This window comes from Cupriavidus sp. 30B13 (assembly GCF_049059565.2).
Lineage (GTDB): Bacteria > Pseudomonadota > Gammaproteobacteria > Burkholderiales > Burkholderiaceae > Cupriavidus.
The window spans coordinates 3,382,120-3,407,266 of the sequence record NZ_CP188224.1 but is presented as its reverse complement, the minus strand read 5'-3'; the positions used below and the strand labels follow the sequence as shown (position 1 = coordinate 3,407,266).

18 protein-coding genes are annotated in these 25,147 nt (G+C 70.0%); 10 read left to right on the top strand and 8 right to left on the bottom strand.

Annotated elements, in window-relative coordinates; all coding sequences use genetic code 11:
- Window positions 1–49: 49 nt before the first annotated feature.
- The gene (locus tag ACKI2N_RS34225; protein WP_420997845.1) at window positions 50–1,576 is read left to right on the top strand and encodes a SpoVR family protein; all 1,527 of its coding nucleotides are present in this window, start codon (window positions 50–52) and stop codon (window positions 1,574–1,576) included.
- A gap of 76 nt (window positions 1,577–1,652) precedes the next feature.
- On the opposite strand, the gene ACKI2N_RS34220 is transcribed toward ACKI2N_RS34225, so the two are convergent.
- The 6 genes from ACKI2N_RS34220 to ACKI2N_RS34195 all read right to left on the bottom strand — a co-directional run bounded on the left by ACKI2N_RS34220 (window position 1,653) and on the right by ACKI2N_RS34195 (window position 8,005).
- Window positions 1,653–2,522, bottom strand: coding sequence for a MipA/OmpV family protein (locus tag ACKI2N_RS34220; RefSeq protein ID WP_420997846.1), 870 nt, complete (start codon window positions 2,520–2,522; stop codon window positions 1,653–1,655).
- A 323-nt stretch (window positions 2,523–2,845) separates the two neighbouring features.
- The gene (locus ACKI2N_RS34215) at window positions 2,846–3,850 is read right to left on the bottom strand and encodes an acyl-CoA dehydrogenase family protein (RefSeq protein WP_420997847.1); all 1,005 of its coding nucleotides are present in this window, start codon (window positions 3,848–3,850) and stop codon (window positions 2,846–2,848) included.
- A gap of 13 nt (window positions 3,851–3,863) precedes the next feature.
- Complete coding sequence (locus ACKI2N_RS34210; RefSeq protein WP_420997848.1) at window positions 3,864–5,024, bottom strand: acyl-CoA dehydrogenase family protein; 1,161 nt, start codon at window positions 5,022–5,024, stop codon at window positions 3,864–3,866.
- A 66-nt stretch (window positions 5,025–5,090) separates the two neighbouring features.
- Window positions 5,091–6,071: a tripartite tricarboxylate transporter substrate binding protein gene (locus ACKI2N_RS34205; RefSeq protein WP_420997898.1), complete on the bottom strand. Its 981-nt coding sequence runs from the start codon at window positions 6,069–6,071 to the stop codon at window positions 5,091–5,093.
- Window positions 6,072–6,197: 126 nt separating this feature from the next.
- On the bottom strand, window positions 6,198–6,659 hold the full coding sequence (locus ACKI2N_RS34200) for a MaoC family dehydratase (RefSeq protein WP_420997849.1): 462 nt from the start codon (window positions 6,657–6,659) through the stop codon (window positions 6,198–6,200).
- Between the two features lie 140 nt (window positions 6,660–6,799).
- Complete coding sequence (locus ACKI2N_RS34195) at window positions 6,800–8,005, bottom strand: CaiB/BaiF CoA transferase family protein (protein ID WP_420997850.1); 1,206 nt, start codon at window positions 8,003–8,005, stop codon at window positions 6,800–6,802.
- A 141-nt stretch (window positions 8,006–8,146) separates the two neighbouring features.
- Between ACKI2N_RS34195 and ACKI2N_RS34190 the strand changes: the two genes are divergently transcribed.
- Window positions 8,147–9,070 (top strand): LysR family transcriptional regulator, encoded by a 924-nt coding sequence (locus tag ACKI2N_RS34190; protein ID WP_420997851.1) that lies wholly within the window; start codon window positions 8,147–8,149, stop codon window positions 9,068–9,070.
- On the opposite strand, the gene ACKI2N_RS34185 is transcribed toward ACKI2N_RS34190, so the two are convergent.
- Both ACKI2N_RS34185 and ACKI2N_RS34180 read right to left on the bottom strand, forming a co-directional pair.
- The gene (locus tag ACKI2N_RS34185) at window positions 9,067–10,227 is read right to left on the bottom strand and encodes a helix-turn-helix transcriptional regulator (protein WP_420997852.1); all 1,161 of its coding nucleotides are present in this window, start codon (window positions 10,225–10,227) and stop codon (window positions 9,067–9,069) included. The two genes, ACKI2N_RS34190 and ACKI2N_RS34185, sit on opposite strands and share 4 nt — an antisense overlap.
- A gap of 339 nt (window positions 10,228–10,566) precedes the next feature.
- Window positions 10,567–12,840: a mechanosensitive ion channel domain-containing protein gene (locus ACKI2N_RS34180; protein WP_420997853.1), complete on the bottom strand. Its 2,274-nt coding sequence runs from the start codon at window positions 12,838–12,840 to the stop codon at window positions 10,567–10,569.
- A gap of 233 nt (window positions 12,841–13,073) precedes the next feature.
- On the opposite strand from ACKI2N_RS34180, the gene ACKI2N_RS34175 reads away from it, so the two are divergent.
- From ACKI2N_RS34175 to ACKI2N_RS34140, 8 genes are all read left to right on the top strand, one after another.
- A complete protein-coding gene (locus tag ACKI2N_RS34175) occupies window positions 13,074–13,487 on the top strand; it encodes a hypothetical protein (protein ID WP_420997854.1) in 414 nt (137 codons plus the stop codon).
- Window positions 13,488–14,094: 607 nt separating this feature from the next.
- Window positions 14,095–15,294 (top strand): efflux RND transporter periplasmic adaptor subunit, encoded by a 1,200-nt coding sequence (locus tag ACKI2N_RS34170; protein ID WP_420997855.1) that lies wholly within the window; start codon window positions 14,095–14,097, stop codon window positions 15,292–15,294.
- On the top strand, window positions 15,291–18,422 hold the full coding sequence (locus ACKI2N_RS34165; protein WP_420997856.1) for an MdtB/MuxB family multidrug efflux RND transporter permease subunit: 3,132 nt from the start codon (window positions 15,291–15,293) through the stop codon (window positions 18,420–18,422). Before ACKI2N_RS34170 ends, ACKI2N_RS34165 begins: the two co-directional genes overlap by 4 nt.
- A complete protein-coding gene (locus ACKI2N_RS34160) occupies window positions 18,419–21,706 on the top strand; it encodes an efflux RND transporter permease subunit (protein WP_426990918.1) in 3,288 nt (1,095 codons plus the stop codon). Before ACKI2N_RS34165 ends, ACKI2N_RS34160 begins: the two co-directional genes overlap by 4 nt.
- Complete coding sequence (locus tag ACKI2N_RS34155; protein WP_420997858.1) at window positions 21,703–23,151, top strand: efflux transporter outer membrane subunit; 1,449 nt, start codon at window positions 21,703–21,705, stop codon at window positions 23,149–23,151. Before ACKI2N_RS34160 ends, ACKI2N_RS34155 begins: the two co-directional genes overlap by 4 nt.
- A gap of 279 nt (window positions 23,152–23,430) precedes the next feature.
- The gene (locus ACKI2N_RS34150; protein WP_420997899.1) at window positions 23,431–23,874 is read left to right on the top strand and encodes a DUF3761 domain-containing protein; all 444 of its coding nucleotides are present in this window, start codon (window positions 23,431–23,433) and stop codon (window positions 23,872–23,874) included.
- Window positions 23,875–23,894: 20 nt separating this feature from the next.
- A complete protein-coding gene (locus ACKI2N_RS34145) occupies window positions 23,895–24,143 on the top strand; it encodes a GlsB/YeaQ/YmgE family stress response membrane protein (RefSeq protein WP_420997859.1) in 249 nt (82 codons plus the stop codon).
- A gap of 197 nt (window positions 24,144–24,340) precedes the next feature.
- The gene (locus ACKI2N_RS34140; RefSeq protein WP_420997860.1) at window positions 24,341–25,123 is read left to right on the top strand and encodes an SDR family NAD(P)-dependent oxidoreductase; all 783 of its coding nucleotides are present in this window, start codon (window positions 24,341–24,343) and stop codon (window positions 25,121–25,123) included.
- Window positions 25,124–25,147: the final 24 nt, after the last annotated feature.

Below are 25,147 nucleotides of genomic sequence, written 5' to 3'. Positions count from 1 at the left end.
TCGCAGGTATTCGTCGCAGGTATTCGTTTCACCCGCCACGGGGGCGTAAATGGCTTATCTCTCCACCGGCTCGGAATGGACCTTCGAGCTGATCAATCGCTATGACCGCGAAATCGCCCGCATCGCCGGCGACTTCGGCCTCGACACCTATCCCAACCAGATCGAGATCATCACCGCGGAGCAGATGCTCGATGCCTATGCCTCGTCGGGGCTGCCGGTGGGCTACAGCCACTGGTCCTACGGCAAGCATTTCCTTGCGTCGGAGCGCAGCTACCAGCGCGGCCACATGGGGCTGGCCTACGAGATCGTCATCAACTCGAACCCCTGCATCGCCTACCTGATGGAAGAGAACACCATGCCCATGCAGGCGCTGACCATCGCGCACGCCTGCTACGGCCACAACTCTTTCTTCAAGGGCAACTACCTGTTCCGCACGTGGACCAACGCGGACGCCATCATCGACTACCTGCTGTTCGCCAAGAACTACGTGGCCGAATGCGAGCAGCGCTACGGCGAGCAGGAAGTGGAACTGCTGCTGGACTCTTGCCACGCGCTGCAGAACTACGGCGTGGACCGCTACAAGCGGCCCAAGAAACTCTCCATCGCCGAGGAGCAGGCGCGCCAGACCGAGCGCGAGAATTACCTGCAGACCCAGGTCAACGACCTGTGGCGCACGCTGCCCAAGCACCGCTCCCACGCGCTCGAGGACGACGAAGGGTTCGAGCGCGAATCGGCCTTTCCCCCGGAGCCGCAGGAAAACCTGCTGTACTTCATCGAGAAGAACGCGCCCAAGCTCGCGCCGTGGCAGCGCGAGATCGTGCGCATCGTGCGCAAGATCGCGCAGTACTTCTATCCGCAGCGCCAGACCAAGGTCATGAACGAAGGCTGGGCCACGTTCTGGCACTACACCATCCTGCACCAGCTCTACGAGGAAGGCCTGGTCAACGACGCCTTCATGATGGAGCTGCTGCAGGCGCACACCAACGTGATCTACCAGCCGCCGTACAACAGCCCGTACTACAGCGGCCTCAATCCATACACGGTCGGCTTCCTGATGTTCCAGGACCTGCGCCGCATGTGCGAGAACCCGACCGAGGAAGACTACCGCTGGGCGCCCGAATTCGCGGGCAGCGACTGGCGCAAGACGCTCGACTTCGCCATGCGCAACTTCAAGGACGAGAGCTTCCTGCTGCAGTTCCTGTCGCCGCGCGTGATCCGCGAGCTCAAGCTGTTCTCGGTGCTCGACGACGACCGCGAAGGCAAGCTGCGCGTGACCGCCATCCACGACGACGAGGGCTACCGCAATATCCGGCAACTGCTGGCCAACCAGTACGACCTGTCGAACATGGAGCCCAACATCCAGATCACCAACGTGGATGTCGGCGGCGACCGCTCGCTGACCTTGCGGCACCTGCAGAGCGACCGCCGCCCGCTGGCGCAGAACTTCGACGAGGTGATCCGCCACGTCACGCGCCTGTGGGGTTTCACGGTGCGGCTGGAGGTGGCCTACGAAGACGGCCGGCGCGAATCCAAATTCGAGTGCAAGCCGGAGCGCCGGCACCGCAAGGCGGCCTGAGAAGTCGTGCCTGGCCGGGACCGCTTCGCTTCGCTTTGAAACCACTTCCAAGGCGGGCCGAGATGGCGGGCGGCGCTCAGAACCGGTAATTGACCGACAGGTCGGCCGAGAACGTGGTGGGCCGCTGCACGACCGGGCTGTCGGCGGCGGCGCCCACCAGTTGCGAGATGCTCGCGTCGGCGGTGATGAACCAGTGCTTGTGCAGGAACCACATCGCGCTCAGGCCCGCGCCGTAGGACTTGATGCCGGCGCCGACATGGTGCTGGGCGAAGCCCGAGCGCGCCGACTGCGCGGCGCTCACGCCGAACCACGTATCCATGTAGCGCGAATCCGCAAAGCTCACGCTGGGCCCGGCGAACCAGTAGAAGTGCTCCGAGCTGCCCGGCAGCGGCAGGTAGGCCCCGAGGTCGCCGATCCAGCCCTCGGAGCCGCCCAAGGCGCGCCGGACATTGGCGCGGATCACCAGCGGGAATTCCTTCGACACGACGTAGTCGACGAACAGCTTGGCCTCCGGCGCGAAGTTGATGTTGCCCATGCCGTGCAGGTGGGCGTGGTCGTCGGCCTCGCGCCGCCCCAGGTTGTAGCTGATGGCCAGGCCGGCGCGCAGGTGCGGCGTGCTGACGGCGTTGACGCCGATGCCTTCGCCGGTGGACGCGAAGAACAGGTCGCGGTAGCGCACGTCGATGGTGCCGCCGCCCAGCACGTAGTAGCTGGAAGCGCCGTCATAGCGCGGACGGTAGATGGCCGCCGCGCCGAGGCGCACCGCCCATTCCGGCGTCTCTGGCTCGAACATCTTCTCCAGCGGAATCCCGGCCGAGTACTGCCACTCGGGCGCGGGCGAAGGCGTCTGCGCCCGCGCGCCCGTCGCCAGGACGGCCAGCGCCAGCAGCAGCAGGATGCGCGGCCATGCCGCGGCGCGGGCGGGCGTTGCTCGAAGTGTCGACACATCAGCCTCCGTATCCCGGTCAACGGGAGACACCGAATCTGTGGATGGATCGGAACAGCGGCGCCGGCCCCAGACGGCAGTCAATACGGTAGTGAATACGCTAATAATATGCCGGCAAGCTATCCTTTCATCGTCCGGAGTTCCGCATAATCTCCTCGAATCCCACGCGCGTGTAGGAGAAAAACTGATTCGCGCGCCCGGGACCGCACATCCGGTCCGCACAGCCGGGCCGCACAGGGCCGGCGGTCCGCGCATGGACTGGCACGCGCCGCTACCGCCGCTACGCCGCTACCGCCGCTACGCCGCTACCGCCGCTACTGCCGCTACGCCGCTTCCCCGCCCCAGCGCCGCGCCAGCGCCACCGCGCCGTCGGCGGCTTCGGCGCATGCCGCCTCGCCCACCACGCGCCCCCAGTAGGTTTCCGAGCCATCCGCCAGCCGCCAGGCATGCAGGCGGCGCGTATAGAGCTGCAGGTCGTATTCCGCGGTGATGCCGATGGCGCCGTGCACCGCGTGCGCGATGGCGGCCACCGGCGTGACCGCCTCGCTGGCGTTGAGCTTGCCGATGGCGGCGCGCAGCGGGTCAGGCTGCCAGGCGTTGAAGCGGCCGCCGCCCGCGCAGGCCAGCTGCGCGGCCATGCGCGCGGCGGTGACATGCTCGGCCATCACGCTGATCTGGTGCTGGATCGCCTGGAATTTGCCGATGGCGCGGCCGAACTGCTGGCGGTCGTTGGCGTACTGCAGCGTGATCTCGAACACATGGGACATGGCGCCGGCCATCTGCGCGGCATGCACGCACGCGCCGATCTCGCGCAGGGCGCCGGCCGGCAGCGCGAACGCGCCGGGGGCATCCGCCGAGGGGCGCGCCAGGGCGACGGTCAGGTCGGCCGGCACGCCGGTGGCGCGCACCTGTGCCTGCGCGCGCGGCAACAGCACGCAGCGCGTGCCGTCCTGCACCAGGAACCACGCCGCGTGCGCGCCGCCGGCCACCAGCACGGTCTCGGCGTCGGCGCCGAAGGTGGCGAGCGCGACCGGCTCGGCCGGCACGGCCAGCCCGGCGGCATGCAGCAGGGCACGCGCGAACAGGGTCTGGCCCAGCGGCAGCGGCAGGGCATGGCGGCCCAGGGTGAACAGCACCGGCGCCAGCTCGGCCAGCGGCAGGCCGGCGCCGCCGGCCTCCTCGGGCAGCAGGCAGTCGGCAAAGCCGCTTTCCTGGAGGGCCTGCCACAGCGGCAGGGGATCGCCGCCGTGCTCCACGGCGCGCACCACGGCGGGCGTGCAGCAATCGCGCAGCAGGGTGTCGAGCGCGTCGGAATAAGCGTTGTGCATGAAGGGCTCCGTATCAGCGCAGGCCGAGGCCGCGGGCGATCATGCCGCGCAGGATCTCGCGCGTGCCGCCGCGCAGCGAGTAGGACGGCGCCACCTGGCTGACGTAAGCCAGGGTGCGGTACAGCGCGCCGTCGGCGGCCAGGTGGGCGTCGTCGCCCAGCGCGGCCTCCGCCAGCGCGGGGATGGACTGCTCGAACTCCGTGCCGAGGTCCTTGACCAGCGCGGCTTCCACCACCGGGCTCTCGCCCGCCGCCAGCCTGGCCGTGACCGCCAGCGACATGGTGCGCAGCACCGCCAGTCGCGCCGCCAGCCGGCCGATGGCGACGGTGTCGCGCCGCGCCGCCGGCGCGCGCCGCAGCGCGGCGATCCAGGCGTCAAGCAGCACCACGCTGGAGTACAGGCGCTCCGGGCCGCTGCGCTCGAAGGCCAGCTCGGCGTTGACCTGCTCCCAGCCGCTGCCTTCCTTGCCCACCAGCGCGTCGGCCGGCAGCAGCACGTCCTCGAAGCTGACCTCGGAGAAATGCGCGTCGCCCGCGAGGTCATGGATGGGGCGCACCGTCACGCCCGGCGCGGACAGGTCCACGATCACCTGCGAGAGGCCGCGCTGGCGGTCCCCGGCGCTGCCGGAGGTGCGCACCAGCGCCAGCATGTAGTGGCAGCGGTCGGCGTTGGTGGTCCAGATCTTGCGGCCGTTCAGGCGCCAGCCGCCGTCGGGCAGCGGCACCGCGCGCGTGGCCACGCTGGCCAGGTCCGAGCCGGAATTGGGCTCGCTCATGCCGATGCAGAAGAAGGCTTCGCCGCGGCAGATGCGCGGCAGGTAGAAGGCCTTCTGCGCGTCGCTGCCATAGCGCAGGATCAGCGGCCCGCTCTGGCGGTCGGCGATCCAGTGCGCCGAGACCGGCGCGCCGCAGGCCAGCAGTTCCTCCACCAGCACGAAGCGCGAGAACGGGTCGAGCCCGGCGCCGCCGTATTGCGCCGGCAGCGTGATGCCCACCCAGCCGCGCCGGGCCAGCGCGCGGCTGAAGCCGGCATCGAAGCCCATCCACGAGCGCGCCCGCTTCTCGGGCGGTGCCGGCGGCAGGTACTCGGCCAGGAAGGCCCGCACCTCGCGCCGGAAGGCGGCCGCCTCCGGGGGCAGGGCGGTGAGCTCAAACGTGTCGATCAGGGAAGTCAAAGCGAATCTCCGTGGAGGCGGCCCGGGGGCGGATCGGGCCGGCATCGGTCCCGCGTCAGTCCAGCATCAGTCCAGTGTCACGCCGGAATCCTTCACCACCTTCTGCCAGCGCTGGATCTCCTGCGCCAGGTAGCGGCCGTAGGCGTCCGCGCTGCTGCCGCGCGGCTCGGCGCCCTGCGCCGCCAGGCTGGCGCGCACGTCCGGCGCGGCCAGCGCCTTCTGCGCGGCGGCGTTGAGCTTGTGCACCACCTCGGGCGGGGTCCTGGCCGGCACCAGCATGCCCTGCCACGCGCCCACCTCGAAGCCGGGCATCACCGTCTCGGCCACGGTCGGCACGTCGGGCAGCTGCGAGCTGCGCGCCGTGCTGGTGACCGCCAGCGCCTTCATGCGCTTGTCGCGGATGAACGGCAGCGACGAATTGATGGTGTCGGTCATGAACTGCACCTGGCCGCCGGCCAGGTCGGTCAGCGCCGGCGCGCTGCCCTTGTACGGCGCGTGCACCGCCGACAGCCCGTTGGCCTGCAGGAACAGGAAGGCCGCCAGGTGGGTCACGTTGCCGTTGCCGGCCGAGCCGTAGGTCAGCTTGCCGGGGTTGGCCTTGAGGTAGCGGATGAACTCGTCGAGGCTGGACGCCGGCACCTGCGCGTTGACCTCCAGCACCAGCGGCACCATCGCCGTCATCGCCACCGGGGCGAAGTCGCGCTTCACGTCGTAGGACAGCTTCTTGTACAGCGCCGGGCTCAGCGCGATCGACGAGGTGTTGTAGAGCACCGTGTAGCCGTCCGCCGGCGACTTGGCCACCAGCTCGGCGGCAATGTTGCCGTTGGCGCCGGGCCGGTTGTCCACCAGCACCTGCTGGCCGAGCTCGTCCGACATCTTCCTGGCGATCACGCGCGACACCAGGTCGGTCGGCCCGCCCGGCGGGAACGGCACCACCAGCCTGACCGGGTGCGCGGGATAGCCGTCCGCCGGGCCGGCCGTGCTTGCCGCGGCCGCCGGCCCGGCGGCCATGCCGAGCGCCAGCAGCACGGGCATTAGCGCGGGCATCAGCGCGGGCACCAGCGCGGGCACCAGCGGCTTTGCCAGCCGCGCCAGCCGGTCGTGGCGCTTGTCGCGGGCGGTGTCTTTGTTGTCTTGTTCTTGTGGTTTCATCTGTCTCCTCCGGTGCGGCCGCTACCGCCCGGCCAACAGGCGCCTGGCGGTATAGGTCATGACGCGCTCGTTGCGCTGGTTGAATACCTCGATGGTCGAGTCCACCACCGCGCGGCCGTGGCGCGAGGTGGGGCGGATGCCGTCCACGGTGACGGTGGCCCAGATCGTGTCGCCCACCACCACCGGCTCCAGGATCTTCTGCGTGAGTTCGAGCATGGCCAGCCCGGTGCCCTGGATCATGGTCTGCAGGATGAAGCCCTCGATCAGCGTGTAGGTCAGCGCGGCCGGCACGGGGCGGCCCTGGATGGCGCTGCCCTCGTAGCCCTTCTCGATGAAGATGGCCTCCAGCATGCCGGTGACCGAGATGAAGTTGACCAGGTCGGTCTCCGTCACGGTGCGCCGGAAGGTCTGGAAGGCCTGGCCTTCCTTGATGTCCTGCCAGTAAAAGCCCTGGCCCAGGCGGGGGAGTTGGGTATGCGGCACGGCGTCTCCTGGTGAAGTCCGGCGCGCATGGCCGGCATCCCTAATGTTAGGAGTGGTTGGCGTGGAAGGCAGGCAGGGGTTGTCCGGGCGCGCCGGCGGGGCGTACGCGGCGTGGGGGCGGACCACGTTGTTCACGTTGTTCACGTCCCGGCGCCCGGCGCGCAGTAAGCCGCGCCGGCCTGCGCGAGTTCGTCGATCTGCGCGTCGCTCAGGCCCGCTTCGGCCAGCAGGCCGCGCGTATGCTGGCCCAGGCGCGGCGGCATGGCCGGCCGCGCGCGCTCGCCGTCGAAGCGCACCGGCGCGCCGGCAAAGCGCAGCGTGCCCATGGCCGGGTCGTCCAGCAGGTCGAAGAAGCCGGTGGCCCGCAGGTGCGGGTCGTCGACGAGGTCGGCCAGCCCGTTGACGCGCGCGACCGGGATCTGCAGGTCTTCGCACAGTGCCAGCCACGCGGCGGTGGTGCGCGCGCGCACGATCTCGCCGGTCAGCTCGTAGAGCGTCTCGATGTGCCGCGTGCGCGCGGCGATGCCGGCAAAGCGCGCGTCCGCCGCCAGCTCCGGGCGGCCGGCGGCGTGGAAGAAGTCGCGCCAGTGGGCATCCGTGTACGGCATCATGCAGACGTGGCCGTCGGCGGTCTGGTAGGGCCGGCGCAGCGGCGCCAGCACGCGCGGATAGCCGGTCGGGCCGCGCGGCGGCTCGAACTGCTGGCCGTACAGGTGCTCGACCAGGTTGAAGGCCGCCATCGACTCGAACATCGGCACCTCCACCAGCGCGCCCTTGCCGCCGTTGCGCTCGCGCCCGGCCAGCGCCGCCGCGACCGAGAGCGCCGCCACCAGGCCGCTGGTCTTGTCGGCGGCGATGGTGGGGAAATAGCGCATGGTGCCGCTCTGCGCGGCCATCAGCGCGGCATTGCCGGACAGGCCCTGGATGATGTCGTCGTAGGCCGGCCGGCCGCCGTAGGGGCCGTCCTCGGCGAAGCCGAGCAGGCTCACGTAGACCAGGCGCGGATGGCGCGCCATCACCGCGGCGGGGTCCAGCCCCAGCCCGGCCAGCTTCTGCGGGCGCATGCTGTGGACGAACACGTCGGCGCCGGCCAGCAGCCGCTCCAGCGCGGCCTGCGCGGCGGGCTGCTTGAGGTTGAGCGCCACGCTCTTCTTGCTGCGGTTGACGCCGAGGAAGATGGCCGACATGCCATCCTCGGCAGCCGGTCCCGTGCGCCGCGTGGAATCGCCCTCGGGCGGCTCCACCTTGATCACTTCGGCCCCGAGGTCGGCCAGCCACTGGCTGGCGTAGGGGCCCATCACGACCGTGGAAAGGTCGATCACGCGCATGCCTGAGAGAGGCAACATGCTGGGCGGTCTCCTGATTCGTTCTGTTTTTTGTCCCGCCGCGCGGTGCGTCGCACGACAGCGGATGGCACAGGGTAGATCAGGCGAAGCCTTTGCGTCTAATATTAGATTTTTAGTATTCGATATTCAGGAGATATCAGCATGGATCTGCGCCAGCTCCAGCAGTTCGTCGCGCTCGCCGAGACCGGCAATTTCCACCGCGCGGCCGAACGCCTGCACATGGCGCAACCGCCGCTGTCGATCTCGATCCGCAAGCTGGAGGATTCGCTCGGCACGCCGCTGTTCGTGCGCACCTCGCGCGGCGTGCGCCTCACGCAGGCCGGCGAGGCCGCGCTGCACGACGCGCGCCGCGCGCTGTTCCATGCCGGGCAGGCGCGCGCGGCGGCGGTGGCCGCGGCCCACGGCGAGCGCGGCGCGCTGCGCGTGGGCTTCGTCGGCTCGGCCACTTATGCGCTGCTGCCCAGGCTGATCCCCGCCTTCCGCGCGGCCCATCCCGGCATCGAGCTGATCCTGCACGAGTCCACCTCGGCGTCGATCCTGGACCGGCTCGAGCGCCACCAGCTCGATGCCGGGCTGGTGCGCTTCCCGATCCTGAACGCGGGCGGCTATGCGCTGATGCCGCTGGAGACCGACGAATTCGTCGCCGCCGTGCCGGCCGACAGCAGCTTCGCGCAGCACCAGGCCATCGCCCTCAAGGCGCTGGCCGCGGAGCCCTTCATCATGCATCCGAGCGCGGACGTGCCCAACCTGCAGGCCATCGCCATGCTGCTGTGCCAGCAGGCCGGCTTCGTGCCGCGCGTGACGCAGGAAGCGGTGCAGGTGCAGACCATCATCAGCCTGGTGGAAAGCGGGCTGGGCGTGGCCCTGGTGCCCAGCGTGGCGGCACGCTACGTCAACCGGCGCGTGCGTTTCCTGCGCCTGAGCAGCCCGCGCCCGGCGGCGCGCATCGGCATTGCGCTGGCCACGCCGGCCGACAGCGACGACCGCCAGGTGCAGCGGCTGATGGCGGTGGCGCGGGAGACGGCGACGGCTGGCGCGGCAGCGGGCGCGACGGCGGCGGCCTAGGGCTGCCGCGCCACCCGCTCCAGCGCCACGCCCGGCAGCAGGTGCAGCAGGCGCACCAGTTCGCTCTGGCGATGCGTGCCGGTCTTGCGCAGGATGTCGCGGATGTGCACGCGCACGGTATGGGGGGAGACGAATTCGCGCCCGGCGATCTCGTTGAGGGTGTCGCCGGCGGCCAGCCGGATGGCCACCAGGCTTTCCTTGCGCGACAGGCCGAACAGCGAGCTCAGCACCGCGCTGTCGAGCACCGAGCGCGATTCGGAGTTGCCCATCAGCACCATCGCGAACGGCAGTTGCCACGGGCCTTCCACCGGCTGGCGCGAGACCAGCGGCAGGACGATGATGGGCACCGGCTGGCCGCCCGAGGTGATGTGCATCCACGAGCCTGCCGCCGGCCCGGTGCCGTGGGGCTGCATGGCGCGTTCCAGCAGCCTGTGCAGGGTCGCGTGCAGCGCCGGCTCGCGCGCCCGCAGCACGCCGTGGTCCAGCGCGAGGTGGCTGTCGGCCTGCACCAGCGCTTCCGCCCAGACGTTGGCGTAGCGCACGCGCATGTCGGCCTGCAGCACCATCACGCCGAAGTCGAGCGTGTCGAGCCCGGCCAGGCCCAGCGCCGCCAGGCCGCTGAGTTCCATGTTGCGCTGCTGCATGCGCGCCGCGCGGGCCCAGTGCGGCAGCACGCGGGCGAGCCGGTGGCGGCGGTGCGCGGCGCCGTCGGTGACGTCGGTGATGTCGGTGACGTCGAAGGGGATATCGGGGCGGGTGCCGCGGCCGGTGCCGCCCATCAGCACGCACACCTCGCTGGTGTCGAGCAGCCGCACGCCGCGTTCGAGGTCGGCGCCGTGGGCGGGCGCGTAGCACGAGGCGCCTTCCATGGCGCCGCCGGCATGCGTCCCGGCCAGCTCGCGCGCCGGCTGGCTGGCCAGCGCGCGCAGCGCCTCGGGCACGTAGGCGCCCTGCGCCGCGAAGCAGCCGTGCGGTGTGACGCCCAGCCTTGCACGGCCGGCCAGCTTGTCCCAGACGAGGTAATGCGGGCTCTCGGTGCCGGTGTAGCGCGAGAACAGGCCGAGCGCCTGCGGCATCGCGGTGACGTCGAGCGCGGACTCGTAGATCGAATCGATCAGGCGGTGGAAATCGTCATCCGCCGACGGCTGTTCTCCCATGGTGTTCTCCCCGGTGGCTCTCGCCATGTCTGCCAATGCGCTTGCGCTCTTTATTTTTAGCGCGCCGGTACGGCCGCCTTGTCCTGGCCGGCTCCGGTGCGGGCATGCCGCCCGGACGGTTCAGCCCTGCTCGCCGAGGCGAAGGTCGGGCTGCCCGCGTTACCGCGTTGCGGCATTATGCGCATCGGTGCATGACTTCGCAAACGGCGATGTTGTTTCTCGATGCGCGGCCAGATTTTCAGCGCTGAAATGTATCCCCGGGCGAACACCCGGGGGCGTCCGCGCGGCCGATGCGTGCCCCCGGTTCGTACCCGTTTCTGCGTGCCGGGCCGGCTCGCTTCAGCCCTGTCCGGGCGCGCCCGCGGGCAGCGCCGCGGCGCCCGCGGCGCCGGCCTGCGCGGCCTGCTCGCCGGCCGGAGCGCCGCCTTCGACCTGCACCGTCACGCGCTGGGTCGCCATGCTGATGCCGTTCTTGTCGAACTTGCGCTTGAGGCGCACGTTGAACGCGCGCGTGATCTCGGCCTGCATCAGCGGCCGCGTCTTGAACTGGGCCAGCACCACCGAGCCGTTGGGATCGAAGCGGTCCAGGCCGAGCACGTCGAGCCCGGACAGCAGGTTGCGCGAATAGCGGAAATCGCGCGAGATCTCGTTGCCGGTCTCGCGGATCAGCTCCAGCGCGCGGTCGAGGTCGCTGCCGTAGGCCACGCCGATATTGAAGACCGCAAAGGCGTAGCCGCGCGACAGGTTCTTGATGGCCTTGATCTGGCTGTACGGCAGCGTGTGCAGCGCGCCCTTGCCGTCGCGCAGCTTGACGGTGCGGATGGTCATGGCCTCCACCGTGCCGGCGTGGTCGGGCAGCTCCACCGAGTCGCCGATGGCGATGGAGTCTTCGATCACGATGAACAGGCCGGTGATCAGGTCCTGCACCAGGCTCTGCGCGCCGAAGCCGATCGCCAGGCCGACCACGCCGGCGCCCGCCAGCAGCGGCGTCACGTTGACGCCGAGGTTGGCCAGCACCACGATCAGCGTGATCACCAGCAGCGTCACGAACAGGGCATTGCGCACCAGCGGCAGGATGGTCTTGGCGCGCAGGCTCGGCTCCGCCCCGCGGCCATGCGCGGGCGCCAGCGTCTGCGTGATGGCGGTATCGATGATCAGCCACAGCAGCCATGCCAGCAGCACCGTGGCGGTCACGCTGAAGATCGTCTCGCCGATGCGCCGGCCCAGCGGCGACGACTCCGCGATCGCCAGCAGCGAGGTGCCCCAGATGCGGCTGCCCAGCTCGAAGTAGGCGACCCAGATCAGCACCCGCACCACCGCGGTGGCAAAGCGCGCGAAGCGCGCGATGTAGGCAGAGCGCTGGCGGTCGCGCAGGCGCGGCGGGCGCCGCGTGGCCTTGGGCGAGCGCCCGCTCACCAGCGTCAGCAGCAGCGCGGCCACGAACAGCGCCACCGAGGCCACGGTGCGCCGCAGGAAGACGTCGGCGTGGCCGGTCGCCATCACCGTGCCCGCCACCGAGGCCAGCACCACCGCCAGCACCGGCAGGTGCCAGGTGGCGCCCACCACGCGCAGCATGTCCATCATTGCCGGGTGCGCCTGGCGAAAGGCCAGCGGCCGGTTGGCGATGAGCTGCCCCACCTGGCGCCGGAAGCGCAGCGTGAAGCAGCCGATCAGCAGCGCCGCGGCGATATTGGCCAGGGTGGAGACCAGCGACGACAGGTTGGTGCCGAGCGAGGCGATCACGCGCGCGTCGTTGGCCACGTCGCCCAGCGCGGCGAGCGTGCCGGTGGCGAACAGCAGGCCGCGCGAATGCCGCAGCAGCTCGCGCACCGCGTGGGCGCGGTGGGCCGAGCTGAACAGCGCGAAGATGACCTGGCACACCGCGCCCAGCACCGCGCCGGCCACCACCGAATAGGCGATCGCCATGGCCGCCACGCTGGCCGGCGAGCGCTTGAAGACGCTGATGGAAAGCAGCATGGCCAGGCCGAAGGCGAGCGCCCACGGAATCACCCGGCGCAGCATGTACAGGCCCACGTCGATCCACGACGGCACCGCCGGCAACTCGGCGCGCGGAGTGTGCTGCGCGAGCCGGTGGCGCACGCGCTTGCCGGTCTCCCACAGCAGCCATCCGGCCGCGAACCAGGCGATCAGCACGGTGGCGAATTCCCCGAGCGATTTCGACGCGGGCCGGCTGCCGCCCACGGTCAGCGCCATCTGCCATTCCTCGCCGGCGAAGTCGGCGCGCCAGCGCCAGTAGTGCCAGGGGCCCTTGTCCTTGCGCAGCTTGCCGTCGAGATGGTCGACCACCTCGGCCAGCGCGCCCAGCAGGCCCGGCTGCGGGGCCGAGGCGGCGCTGGCCGGCGCCACGCCCTGGCGCAGCGCCTGCAGCTGGTCGACCAGCGCCTTGCGGTCCTTGTCGTTCTGCAGCGTGGTGATGACCTGGTCGAGCGACTGCGCGAGCGGCTCGCTGGCGGCGGGCTGGGAGGCCGGCGCGGCGGCGGGCGCCACGGCCGCCGCCAGCGCGGTCAGCGCCGGGTTTGGCGCACTGGCCGCCGGCAGCGGCCAGGCGCAGGCCAGCGCCAGCCACAATGCGGCCAGAAGCCGCGCTGCCATGGTTGCCGACAATCCGTTCAGTAGCTTCATCGCCAGAGTGTGGAGAGTTGCCGGCCGGGCCGGACGTGCCTGACACTGTAGCGCATTGCGCAAGCGGCACGCCGCCCGCCGTCCGTCACCGCGCCCTGGCGCCTGCGTGGCAACGGGGGCAGTACCGGTTCTGCCTGAAGCGGCTTGCCGGCTTCCCGGCCGGCGGCCCGCGGGCCGGCCTCCTAGGCTTGTTCGACCGGGCCGTGATCGTCGCAGTGATCGCCATGCGGGTGATGAAGGTGCCCGCCCACGAGATAGTCGACGTGGTCGCCGTGCGGCACCGCTTCGTGCCCGCATCCGGGGCCGTGGACGTGCCCGTCCTCGTGGCCCCCGCAATGATGCTGCGGCGTGCACCGGTCCGGGTTCTTCGCGCTGACTTCGAGGCGGTGCTCGTCCACATGGCCGCCATGCGGGTGGTGCAGGTGGCCGTCGTGCAGGTAATCGACGTGGCCGTCGTGCCTGATCGCGGTATGGCCGCAATTGGCTCCGTGCTGGTGGTCGTGGTCGGCGTGGTGCGGCTGGTTGCAGGTACTCATGCGCAGGCTCCTCATCGAAGGAAAGACAGAAGACAGCCGGGAAGACAGCCGCGGCCAAAGCGCAGCGGACTGCAACCATGATAGGTCAGCCTGCCGGCGGCAGGCACGTTGCATGGGCGCATCCGGCACTTCCGGCCAGGCGGCGGCGCGTCTTTCGGCAGAACAAGGCGCCGGCCGATTATTACCGTTCGTTGTGCGCGGCAAAGCCACCGCCTCCGGCAAGTGCGCAAATAAGAATGCGGTGATTAATGCGTGCCGTATCCGGGTGGCGCGAATCGCGTTATTGCGATAGTCATTTTTAAATCGACGGGAAAGCGAGAGTGGCGCAATGATCTCCGGGCGGTGTCGTGCCCGCCGTGCGGGGGCGTCGGGAAAAGCGGCGAAAATGTACGGGATTGGCGCATTTTTGCGGGGTTTTTGCCGGTGATGTGACCGTTTGTGCCATGTCCGTGCGCCACGGTTTTCCGCCTTGCGCCGCCATGAAATCCGCCGTGGCGGTAATGCGTTCGCGTCCTCGATAAGCAGCTTTACATGGTGTGATGATTCCTTACACTTAAGGCCGGCCCCTCCGGATATTCCGCAAATCCGGCTTGCTCTAACCGGGCAGTTACGGCGACGTTCGAAAGCTGGGCCGCGATGGCCGCACATCTGCCGCTTCCGCCTGCCGGTCATGGGTTAGGGATACATCATGAACAAGAATATCGGCGGTGAGCAGGCGGCGCAGCCGGGCCCGCGCGGCCCGTCCAGGCAGCGCCGCGTCATTGCCTGGGCCGCGCTCGGCGTGGCCGTGCTCGCGGCGCTCGCGTGGTTCGTCCATGTGCGGCAGGCATCGCGCGGCGGCCGTCCTCCGCCCCCGCCGGTCGCGGTGGTGGCCGCCACCGCGCAGACCGGGGACATCAACGTCAACATCGACGCCCTCGGCACGGTGACCTCGCTCGCCACGGTCACGGTGATGTCGCAGATCAACGGGCAACTGCTCCATATCGGCTTCCAGGAAGGCAAGATCGTCAAGAAGGGCGACTTTCTCGCGCAGATCGATCCGCGGCCCTTCGAGGTGGCGCTGAAAAAGGACCTCGGGCAGCTCGCGCACGACGTCGCCGCGCTCGACGGCGGCCGCGTCGACCTGGACCGCTTCGCGCGCCTGGTCAAGCAGGACTCCATCGCGCGCCAGCAATACGACGACCAGCTGTCCACGGTCCGCCAGCTCGAAGGCACGGTGCAGGCCGACCAGGGCCAGGTCGACAGCGACCGGCTGAACCTCGCCTATTGCCACATCGTCTCGCCGGTCACGGGACTGGTCGGGATCCGGCAGGTCGACGAGGGCAACTACATCCAGACCACCAATACCAACGGCATCGTCGTGATCACCGAGCTGCAGCCGATCTCGGTCCTCTTCACCATCGCCGAGGACCAGTTGCCGGAGGTCTGGCGGCGCTTCCACCAGGGCACGCCCCTGCCGGTCGAGGCATACGACCGCGACGGCAGCAAGCTGCTGGCCACCGGCACGCTGGCCAGCACCGACAGCCAGATCAACACCAGCACCGGCACCGTGCAGCTGCGGGCCATGTTCGACAATCCCGACCTGGGGCTGTTTCCCAACCAGTTCGTCAACGTCCGGCTGCGCGTGGACGTACTGCACGACGCGCTCAACGTGCCGACCGCGGCCATCCAGCACGGCACGCCGGGGGCCTATGTCTACGTGGTCTCGCCGGCCGATACCGTGGCGGTGCGCCCGGTCAGGCTCGGGCCGGTCGACGGCGAGCGCGTGGCGGTGCTGGCCGGGCTCAAGGCGGGCGACAAGGTGGTGGTGGACGGCGCCGACAAGCTGCGCGACGGCGCGCGGGTGATCCTGCCGGGCAGCCGGCCCGCCGCAGAGCGCGCGCGATGAACCCGTCGCGCATCTTCATCCTGCGCCCGGTCGCGACCTCGCTGCTGATGGCGGCGGTGCTGCTCAGCGGCATCGTCGCCTACCGCTTCCTGCCGCTGTCGGCGCTGCCGGAAGTCGACTATCCCACCATCCAGGTGCAGACTTTCTATCCGGGCGCCAGCCCGGAGGTGATGACGTCCGCGGTGACCGCGCCGCTGGAGCGCCAGTTCGGCGAGATGCCGAGCCTGAACCAGATGTCCTCGGCGAGCTCGGCCGGCGCCTCCGTCATCACGCTGCAGTTCGGCCTGGACCTGAGCCTCGACGTCGCCGAGCAGGAGGTGCAGGCGGCCATCAACGCCGCGGGCAACCTGCTGCCCCCGGACCTGCCGGCCCCGCCGATCTATGCCAAGGTCAACCCCGCCGACGCGCCCGTGCTGACGCTGGGCGTGACGTCGAAATCGATTCCGCTGACGCAGATCGAAGACCTGGCCGACACCCGCCTGGCGCAGAAGATCTCCCAGTTGCCCGGCGTCGGCCTGGTCAGCATCGCCGGCGGCCAGCGCCCGGCGGTGCGCATCCAGGTGAACATGCGCGCGCTGGCCGCCTACGGCCTCAACATCGACGACCTGCGCACCATCGTCGGCAACCAGAACGTCAACACGCCCAAGGGAAACTTCGACGGTCCCGCGCGCGCCTACACCATCAACGCCAACGACCAGCTGACCAGCGCCGCGCAATACGGCGCCATCGTGGTGGCCTACAAGAACGGCGCGCCGGTGCGCCTGTCCGACGTGGCGCAGGTCGTCGCCGGCGCCGAGAACACCAAGCTGGCGGCGTGGACCAACGCCACGCCGGCGATCGTCCTCAATATCCAGCGCCAGCCGGGCGCCAACGTAATCGAGGTGGTCGACCGCATCAAGGCGCTGCTGCCCACGCTGACCAGCGCCATGCCGGCCGACACCGACGTGGCCGTGCTGACCGACCGCACCGCCACGATCCGCGCGTCGGTGCGCGACGTGGAGTTCGAGCTGATGGTGTCGGTGGCGCTGGTGGTGCTGGTGATCTTCCTGTTCCTGCGCAACCTCCCGGCGACGCTGATTCCGAGCCTGTCGGTGCCGCTGTCGCTGGTGGGCACCTTCGGCGTCATGTACCTGGCCGGCTTCAGCCTGAACAACCTGTCGCTGATGGCGCTCACCATCGCGACCGGCTTCGTGGTGGACGACGCCATCGTGATGATCGAGAACATCGCCCGCTACGTCGAGCAGGGCGAGCCGCCCATGCAGGCCGCGCTCAAGGGCGCCGAGCAGATCGGCTTCACCATCATTTCGCTCACCATCTCGCTGGTCGCGGTGCTGATTCCGCTGCTGTTCATGGGCGGCGTGGTGGGGCGGCTGTTCCGCGAGTTCGCCATCACGCTCGCGGTGACGATCCTGATCTCGGCCGTGGTGTCGCTGACGCTGGTGCCGATGATGTGCTCCAGGATGCTGCGGCTGCGCCCGGAGGCCGAAGAGAGCGCGCTGCTGCGCCGCACGCAGCGCTGGTTCGACGCCGCGATCGGCGGCTACGACCGCATGCTGGGCTGGGTGCTCGATCATTCGGTGCTGACGCTGATCGTCGCCTTCGCCGCGTTCCTGCTGGCGGTCTTTCTCTATGTGGCGATTCCCAAGGGCTTCTTCCCGGTGCAGGACACCGGGCTGATCCAGGGCATTTCGGACGCCCCGCAGTCGATCTCGTATGGCGCCATGAGCGAGCGCCAGCAGGCGCTGGCGGCGGCGGTGCTGCGCGACCCGGACGTGCTGAGCCTGTCGTCCTTCATCGGCGTGGACGGCACCAACGTGACCACCAACAGCGGGCGCCTGATGATCAACCTGAAGCCGCGCGACCAGCGTACCGCCAGCGCGACCGAGGTGATCCGGCGCCTGCAGCGCGAAACCGCCGGCGTGCCGGGCATCTCGCTGTCCATGCAGCCCGTGCAGGACCTGACGATCGACGCCGCGGTCAGCCGCGCCCAGTACCAGTTCGTGCTGGAGGACACCAGCGCCGACGAGCTGGCCGCCTGGACGCCGCGCCTGGTGGCGCGGCTCGCGCAGGAGCCGCAGCTGGCCGACGTGACCAGCAACCTGGCCCAGCAAGGCCTTTCCGTCTACCTCACGGTGGACCGCGACACCGCCGCGCGTTTCGGCATCACCCAGGCGACCGTGGACAATGCGCTCTACGACGCCTTCGGCCAGCGCATCGTCTCCACCATCTTCACGCAGTCGAACCAGTACCGGGTGATTCTCGAGGCGAGCCCGGCCATGCAGCAGTCGTTGCAGTCGCTGCCCTCCATCTACCTGCCGGCGGCCAATGGCGGCGAGGTACCGCTGTCGGCGATCGCCACCTACCATGTGCAGGCCGCGCCGCTGATGATCGATCATCTCGGCCAGTTCCCGTCGGCCGCGATCTCGTTCAACCTGGCCCACGGCGCGGCGCTGAGCGGCGCGGTGAAAGCCATCGGCCAGGCGGAGCGCGACATCGGCCTGCCGCCCAGCGTGATGACCAGCTTCCAGGGCGCGGCGCTGGAGTTCCAGAACGTGCTCGGCAGCGAGGTGCTGCTGATCGTGGCGGCGCTGGTCACCGTCTACATCGTGCTGGGCATCCTGTACGAGAGCTTCATCCACCCCGTCACCATCCTGTCCACGCTGCCCTCGGCCGGCATCGGCGCGCTGCTGGCGCTGATGCTCGCCGGCAACGACCTGGACATCGTCGGCATCATCGGCATCATCCTGCTGATCGGCATCGTCAAGAAGAACGGCATCATGATGGTCGACTTCGCGCTCGAGGCCGAGCGCAACGAAGGCAAGCCGGCGCGCGAGGCCATCCACCAGGCCTGCCTGGTGCGCTTCCGCCCGATCATGATGACGACCATGGCCGCGCTGTTCGCCGGCCTGCCGCTGATGCTCGGCACCGGCACCGGCTCCGAGCTGCGCCATCCGCTCGGCCTGTCCATCGTGGGCGGGCTGATCGTCAGCCAGGCGCTCACGCTGTTCACCACGCCGGTGATCTACCTGGCCTTCGACAAGCTGGTGCGGCGCCTGCGCCGGCAGCCAGGCACCCCGGGTGCCGACGGTGCCGACAACGCCGGCGGCCCGGCCGGGAGCGCGCCGTGAGCCCGGCCCTGTTCATCCGGCGGCCGGTGGCGACCACGCTGCTGACCCTGGGCGTGGCGCTGGCGGGCTGCATCGCCTTCTTCCTGCTGCCGGTCTCGCCGCTGCCGCAGGTGGATTTCCCCACCATCCAGGTGCAGGCCATGATGGCCGGCGCCAGCCCGGAAACCATGGCCACCAGCGTGGCCGGGCCGCTGGAGCATCATCTCGGGCAGATCGCCGACGTGAGCGAGATGACCTCCAGCAGCACGGTCGGGCAGACCCGCATCGTGCTGCAGTTCGGCCTGGACCGCAATATCGACGGCGCCGCGCGCGACGTGCAGGCCGCCATCAACGCCGCGCACGCGGACCTGCCCGCCACGCTGCGCACCAATCCGACCTACCGCAAGGTCAACCCGGCCGACGCGCCCATCATGATCCTGGCGCTGACCTCGCAGACCCTGCCGCAGGGGCAGCTCTACGATGCCGCCTCCACCGTGCTGCAGCAGAAGCTGTCCCAGGTGCAGGGCGTCGGCCAGGTCAACGTGGGCGGCAGCTCGCTGCCCGCGGTGCGCGCGGAGATCAATCCGCAGGCGCTGCTCAAGTACGGCATCGGCCTGGAGGACGTGCGCGCGGCGCTGGCCTCGGCCAACGCCAACAGCCCCAAGGGGGCCATCGAGGAAGGCGACCGGCGCTACCAGGTCTATTCCAACGACCAGGCCCGGACCGCGCGCGACTACCTGCCGCTGCTGATCGCCTACCGCAACAACGCGCCGGTACGGCTGTCCGACGTGGCGCAGGTCAACGATTCGGTCGAGGACCTGCGCAACCTCGGACTCTTCAACGGCCGCCATTCGGTGCTGGTGATCATCTACCGGCAGCCGGGCGCCAACATCATCGACACCGTGGACCGCGTCACGGCCATGCTGCCCGCGCTGCGCGCCTCGATCCCGGGCGCGATCGACCTGTCCGTGGCGCTGGACCGCACCCCCACCATCCGCGCCTCGCTCAAGGAAGTGGAGCACACGCTGCTGATCTCCATGGTGCTGGTGATCGCGGTGGTCTTTCTGTTCCTGCGCACCCTGCGAAGCACGCTGATTCCCGGCGTGGCCGTGCCGGTCTCGCTGATCGGCACCTTCGGCGGCATGTACCTGCTCGGCTACAGCCTCGACAACCTGTCGCTGATGGCGCTCACCGTCGCGACCGGCTTCGTCGTCGACGACGCGATCGTGGTGATGGAGAACATCAGCCGCCATGTCGAGGCCGGCATGCCGCGCGTGCAGGCCGCGCTGCGGGGCGCGCGCGAGGTCGGCTTCACCGTGATGTCGATCAGCGTGTCGCTGATCGCGGTATTCCTGCCGATCCTGCTGATGGGCGGCATCGTCGGCCGCCTGTTCCGCGAGTTCGCGGTCACGCTGACGATCGCCATCCTGGTCTCGCTGGCGGTGTCCCTGTCCGCCACGCCGACCATGTGCGCCTACCTGCTGCGCCCGCCCCCGCAGCAGTCCGGCTCGCGCCTGCTGCGGGCCAGCGAGCGCGCCTTCGACGCCCTGCACGGCTTCTACGCGCGCACGCTGCAGTGGTCGCTGCGCCATGCGGGGATCATGATCGGCGTCCTGCTGGCCACCATCTGCCTGAACGTGCTGCTGTATATCGTGGTTCCCAAGAGCTTCTTCCCGCAGCAGGACACCGGGCGGCTGATCGGCATGATCCAGGCCGACCAGAGCATTTCCTTCCAGCTCATGCAGCAAAAGCTGACCACCTTCGTCTCGCTGGTCAGCAGCGACCCCGACGTGGCGGGCGTGGTCGGCTTCACCGGCGGCGGCCAGACCAACTCCGGCTTCATGTTCGTCGCGCTCAAGCCGCTCTCGGTCCGCGCGCTGACGGCCGACCAGGTGATTGCGCGGCTGCGCCGCAAGCTGGCGCAGGTGCCGGGTGCGACGCTGTACCTGCAGGCGGTGCAGGACATCCGCGTGGGCGGCAGGCAGAGCAACGCGCAGTATCAATACACGCTGCAGTCCGACAACCTGCAAGACCTGCGCACCTGGACGCCGAAGCTGCTGGCCGAGCTGCAGCACACGCCCGGACTGGTCGACGTCAATTCGGACCAGCAGGACAAGGGGCTGGAAGTGCGGCTGGCCATCGACCGCGACACCGCTTCGCGCCTGGGCCTGTCGGCCGGCACGATCGACAACACGCTCTACGATGCCTTCGGCCAGCGCGACGTTTCCACCATCTTCAATCCGCTCAACCAGTACCACGTGGTGATGGAAGTCGCGCCGCAGTACTGGCAGGATCCCGAAACCCTCAATGCGCTGCGCATCAGCACCTCGGGCGCGGCGGTCAGCGGCAGCGCGTCGACCAATGCCGTCGCCGGCACGTTCTCCGCCGCCACCGGGGGGGCCGCCGCGGCGGCCAGCGGCACGCCCAGCGCGAGCGCCATCGCCAACGACGCCGCGCGCAACTTCGCGCTGAACGCGCTGGCCAACACCACCATGGGCGCCACCTCGACCGGGGCCGCCGTCAGCACGGCGGCCGAAACCGTGGTGCCGCTCGGCGCCTTCACCCGCTATGTCACCGGCACCACGCCGCTGGCGGTCAATCACCAGGGCCTGTTCGCGGCCAACACGATCTCCTTCAACCTGCCGCCGGGGCGCTCGCTCGGCGACGCCACCGCCGCCATCACGCAGGCCATGCGCCGGATCGGCGCGCCGGCCTCGATCCAGGGCAGCTTCGCCGGCACCGCCCGCGTGTTCCAGGAGTCGCTGGCCAGCGAGCCGGTCCTGATCCTGGCGGCGCTGCTGTCGGTCTACGCGGTGCTCGGCATCCTGTACGAGAGCTACATCCATCCGGTCACCATCCTGTCGACGCTGCCCTCGGCGGGCGTGGGCGCGCTGCTGGCGCTGCTGGTGTGCCGCACCGATTTCACCCTCATCGCCCTGATCGGCGTGGTGCTGCTGATCGGCATCGTCAAGAAAAACGCCATCATGATGATCGACTTCGCGCTGGTGGCGCAGCGCACGGAAAACAAGACGCCGCTGGAGGCGATCACCCAGGCCTGCCTGCTGCGCTTCCGGCCGATCATGATGACCACCATGGTGGCCATGCTCGGCGCGCTGCCGCTGGCGCTGGGCTCCGGCGACGGCGCCGAATTGCGCCGCCCGCTCGGCATCTCCATCTTCGGCGGCCTGCTGGTGAGCCAGATGCTCACCCTCTACACCACGCCGGCGCTCTACCTGGTGCTCGACCGCCTGAGCCGGTCGCGGCGCCGGCGCGCGGCCGGCCCGCCCGCGGAGGTAAGCCAATGAAACCGGCGCGCATGGCAGGCGCGATGGCGCTGCTGGGATCGGCCTTGCTGAGCGCATGCGCCGCGGTCGGCCCCGACTACGTGCGGCCGGCCACGGAGGTGCCCGTCGCATACAAGGAACAGCAGGGATGGAAGCTGATCGCCCCGCAGGACACGCACGACCGCGGCCCGTGGTGGTCGGTCTACCACGACCCGGTGCTGGACGGCCTGGAGCAGCAGGTGGAGGTCTCCAACCAGAACCTGAAAGCGGCCGAAGCCGCCTTCCGCCAGGCGCGCGCGGCGGTCGAGGCGGCGCGCGCGGCGTTTTTCCCGACCGTGTCCGCCAGCGCCGGCGCCACCCGCAGCGGCATGGCCAACGGCACCTCGCCGGGCCAGCAAGGCAACGTGGCGCCCACCGTGCAGAACAGCTACAACCTGGGGCTCGGCGCGAGCTGGGAGCCGGATATCTGGGGCAAGATCCGCCGCACGGTCGAAAGCTCGGCGGCCAACGCCCAGGTCAGCGCGGCCGACCTGGCCAACGCGCGCCTGTCGGCGCAGGCGGCGCTGGCCACCGATTATTTCGAGCTGCGCGTCGAGGACGAGCTCAAGCGCCTGCTCGACGACACCGCCGCCGCCTTCGCGAAAACGCTGGCGATCACGCAGAACCAGTATGAGGCCGGCTTCGCCGCCCAGGCCGACGTCATCACCGCGCAGACCCAGCTGCAGACCACGCAGGCGCAGGCCATCGGCGTGGGCGTGACGCGCGCGCAGCTCGAGCATGCCATCGCCGTGCTCACCGGGAAGCCGCCCGCGGAATTCTCGCTCGCGCCGGCGCCGCTGACGATGGAGGTGCCCGCCATCCCCGCCGGCCTGCCGTCCACGCTGCTCGAGCGCAACCCCGCCATCGCCGCGGCGGAGCGCGCGGTGGCGGCGTCCAACGCGCAGATCGGCGTGGCCCTTTCCGCCTACTATCCCGACATCACCTTGTCGGCCTCGTTCGGCTTTGCCGCCACCGCCCTCGGCAGCTTGCTGCAGGCTTCCAACAGCTTGTGGTCGCTCGGCCCGTCCGTCACGCAGACGCTGTTCGACGGCGGCGCGCGGCGCGCGCAGGTGGACGAGGCCAGGGCCGCCTACGACCAGAGCGTCGCCAACTACCGGCAAGCCGTGCTGAGCGCCTTCCAGCAGGTCGAGGACCAGCTCGCCGCGCTGCGCATTCTCGAGCAGCAGCTCGATGCGCAGAACCAGGCGGTGCGGCTGGCGCAGCGCGCCGTGCAACTGACGATCAACCAATACCAGGCCGGCACCGTGCCCTATACCAGCGTCGTCACCGCCCAGGCCACCGCGCTGGCCGACGAGCAGGCCGCGCTGACCATCCGCGAGAACCGGCTGGTCGCCAGCGTCGCGCTGATCGAGGCGCTGGGCGGCGGGTGGAACGTTGCGCAATTGCCCGAAGTGACTTCGAAGTGACGCCGCGGCGGCGGCGCGCGCATCTGGCCGGCCCGGCGTCAACGCAAGTGCGGCAAGAGCCGTTGAGTGGGGTATTGCGCATCGGCCGGTGCGAACAGTGCTGCCGGTGCTGCCGGTGCGGCTGGCCGGGTCTTCGCTGCCGGTTGCTTCCTCGTTGCTTGCTTGTCGTTCTGGATGTTCCCAATGGCATTGTCACTGCAGGAGCCTGTCATGTCCGTCACCACAGCCAAGAAGTCCGCAGTTGCCGTCTCCGCCCGCGCAGCGCGGCAAGCCCTGCTGATGCGCCTCGGCCTGCCCATGCTGCTGGCCGCCGCCTTCTGCGTTTCCGTGCCGCTGCTGGCGCGCGCGCAGGCGGCGCCGGCCGGGGCGGCCCCCACCGGCATCTGCAAGGACGGCAGCAACTACTTCGGCGCCACCAGGAAGGGCGCCTGCGCCGGCCACGGCGGCGTGAAGGAATGGCACGGCGCGGCCGCCGCCAGCGCGCCGGCCGCCGCGCCCACGCCCGCCGCCGCCATGGCCAGGCCGGCGGCGCCCGGCGCCGCGGCGCCGGCCACCACCGCGTCGGTCGGCACCGCCGGGCAGGTCTGGGTCAACAAGACATCCAAGATCTACCATTGCGCCGGCTCGCGCTGGTACGGCAAGACCAAGGACGGCGCTTACATGAGCGAGGCGCAGGCCACCGCGCAAGGCTTCCACGCCGACCACGGCAAGGCATGCGGCTGAGGCCGCGCGGAGCCATGGCGATGCATCTGATCTGGGTAGTCCTGATCGGCTTCCTGGCCGGCCTGGTGGCACGCATCCTCACGCCCGGACGCGGGCCCGGCGGCTTCATCCTGACCGCCGTGCTCGGCATCCTCGGCTCGGTGGCGGCGACCTTCCTCGGCCAGGCGCTGGGGTGGTACCGGCCCGGCCAGTCGGCGGGCTTCGTCGGCGCCGTGCTCGGCGCCGTCATCCTGCTCGCGCTGTACCACCTGGCAACCCGGCGCGACTGACGCCGGCACGGTCCCGCCATGCGGGCGGCGCGCCTGCCGCCCGCGCTCGCGCATTCGTCGCTTCCGACGATGCGTGCAACGCCGTCATCCCCGAATCTCCATACCACGCCGGCAGGGCCGCATCGCCGCCCGCCGGGCCGATGCTTGCGCGCCGGCGCGCAAGCCTTTCGCAAGACAGCAGACAACGTGGAGACGAGATGGAACTCGATGCATCGGTAACGGCAGTGATCACGGGCGGCGCTTCGGGCCTGGGCGAGGCGACGGCGCGCGCGCTGGCGGCGCAAGGCGTGCGCGTCGCGCTGTTCGACCTGAACGCCGAAAAGGGCGAGGCGCTCGCGCGCGAGCTCGGCGGCGTGTTCTGCCAGGTCAACGTGACCTCGGAGTCCGAGGTGGAAGCCGGCTTCGCCAGGGCACGCGCGGCGCTCGGGCAGGAGCGCATCCTGGTCAACTGCGCTGGCACCGGCAATGCGATCAAGACCGCGTCGCGCTCCCGGGAGGCGCCGGACCAGATCAAGTTCTTCCCGTCCGACGCGTTCGAACGCATCATCCAGATCAACCTGATCGGCTCGTTCCGCTGCCTGGCGCGCTCGGCCGCCGGCATGCTCACGCTGGACGCGCGCGACGGCGACCGCGGCGTCATCATCAACACCGCTTCGGTGGCGGCGCAGGACGGCCAGATGGGGCAGGCCGCGTATTCCGCGTCGAAGGCCGGCGTGGTCGGCATGACGCTGCCCATCGCGCGCGACCTGTCCGGCGAAGGCATCCGCGTCAACACCATCCTGCCCGGCATCTTCAACACGCCGCTGCTGCAAGGCGCGCAGGAACACGTCAAGGCCGCGCTGGCCGCCTCGGTGCCGTTTCCCAAGCGGCTCGGCCAGCCCGCGGAATTCGCCTCGCTGGCGCTGGAGATGTGCCGCAACAGCTATTTCAACGGCGAGTCGGTCCGGCTCGACGGCGCCATCCGCATGGCGCCGCGCTGAGCGGCCCGCGCCGGACGCGACAAG

Excerpts from the sequence above, each read along its gene's own strand:
- ACKI2N_RS34205 (WP_420997898.1), bottom strand. The coding sequence starts at position 6,071 with ATGCCCGCGCTAATGCCCGTGCTGCTGGCGCTCGGCATGGCCGCCGGG.
- ACKI2N_RS34215 (WP_420997847.1), bottom strand. The coding sequence starts at position 3,850 with ATGCACAACGCTTATTCCGACGCGCTCGACACCCTGCTGCGCGATTGC.
- ACKI2N_RS34145 (WP_420997859.1), top strand. The coding sequence starts at position 23,895 with ATGCATCTGATCTGGGTAGTCCTGATCGGCTTCCTGGCCGGCCTGGTG.
- ACKI2N_RS34190 (WP_420997851.1), top strand. The coding sequence starts at position 8,147 with ATGGATCTGCGCCAGCTCCAGCAGTTCGTCGCGCTCGCCGAGACCGGC.
- ACKI2N_RS34225 (WP_420997845.1), top strand. The coding sequence starts at position 50 with ATGGCTTATCTCTCCACCGGCTCGGAATGGACCTTCGAGCTGATCAAT.
- ACKI2N_RS34140 (WP_420997860.1), top strand. The coding sequence starts at position 24,341 with ATGGAACTCGATGCATCGGTAACGGCAGTGATCACGGGCGGCGCTTCG.
- ACKI2N_RS34195 (WP_420997850.1), bottom strand. The coding sequence starts at position 8,005 with ATGTTGCCTCTCTCAGGCATGCGCGTGATCGACCTTTCCACGGTCGTG.
- ACKI2N_RS34180 (WP_420997853.1), bottom strand. The coding sequence starts at position 12,840 with ATGGCAGCGCGGCTTCTGGCCGCATTGTGGCTGGCGCTGGCCTGCGCC.
- ACKI2N_RS34150 (WP_420997899.1), top strand. The coding sequence starts at position 23,431 with ATGCGCCTCGGCCTGCCCATGCTGCTGGCCGCCGCCTTCTGCGTTTCC.
- ACKI2N_RS34170 (WP_420997855.1), top strand. The coding sequence starts at position 14,095 with ATGAACAAGAATATCGGCGGTGAGCAGGCGGCGCAGCCGGGCCCGCGC.
- ACKI2N_RS34155 (WP_420997858.1), top strand. The coding sequence starts at position 21,703 with ATGAAACCGGCGCGCATGGCAGGCGCGATGGCGCTGCTGGGATCGGCC.
- ACKI2N_RS34185 (WP_420997852.1), bottom strand. The coding sequence starts at position 10,227 with ATGGGAGAACAGCCGTCGGCGGATGACGATTTCCACCGCCTGATCGAT.
- ACKI2N_RS34165 (WP_420997856.1), top strand. The coding sequence starts at position 15,291 with ATGAACCCGTCGCGCATCTTCATCCTGCGCCCGGTCGCGACCTCGCTG.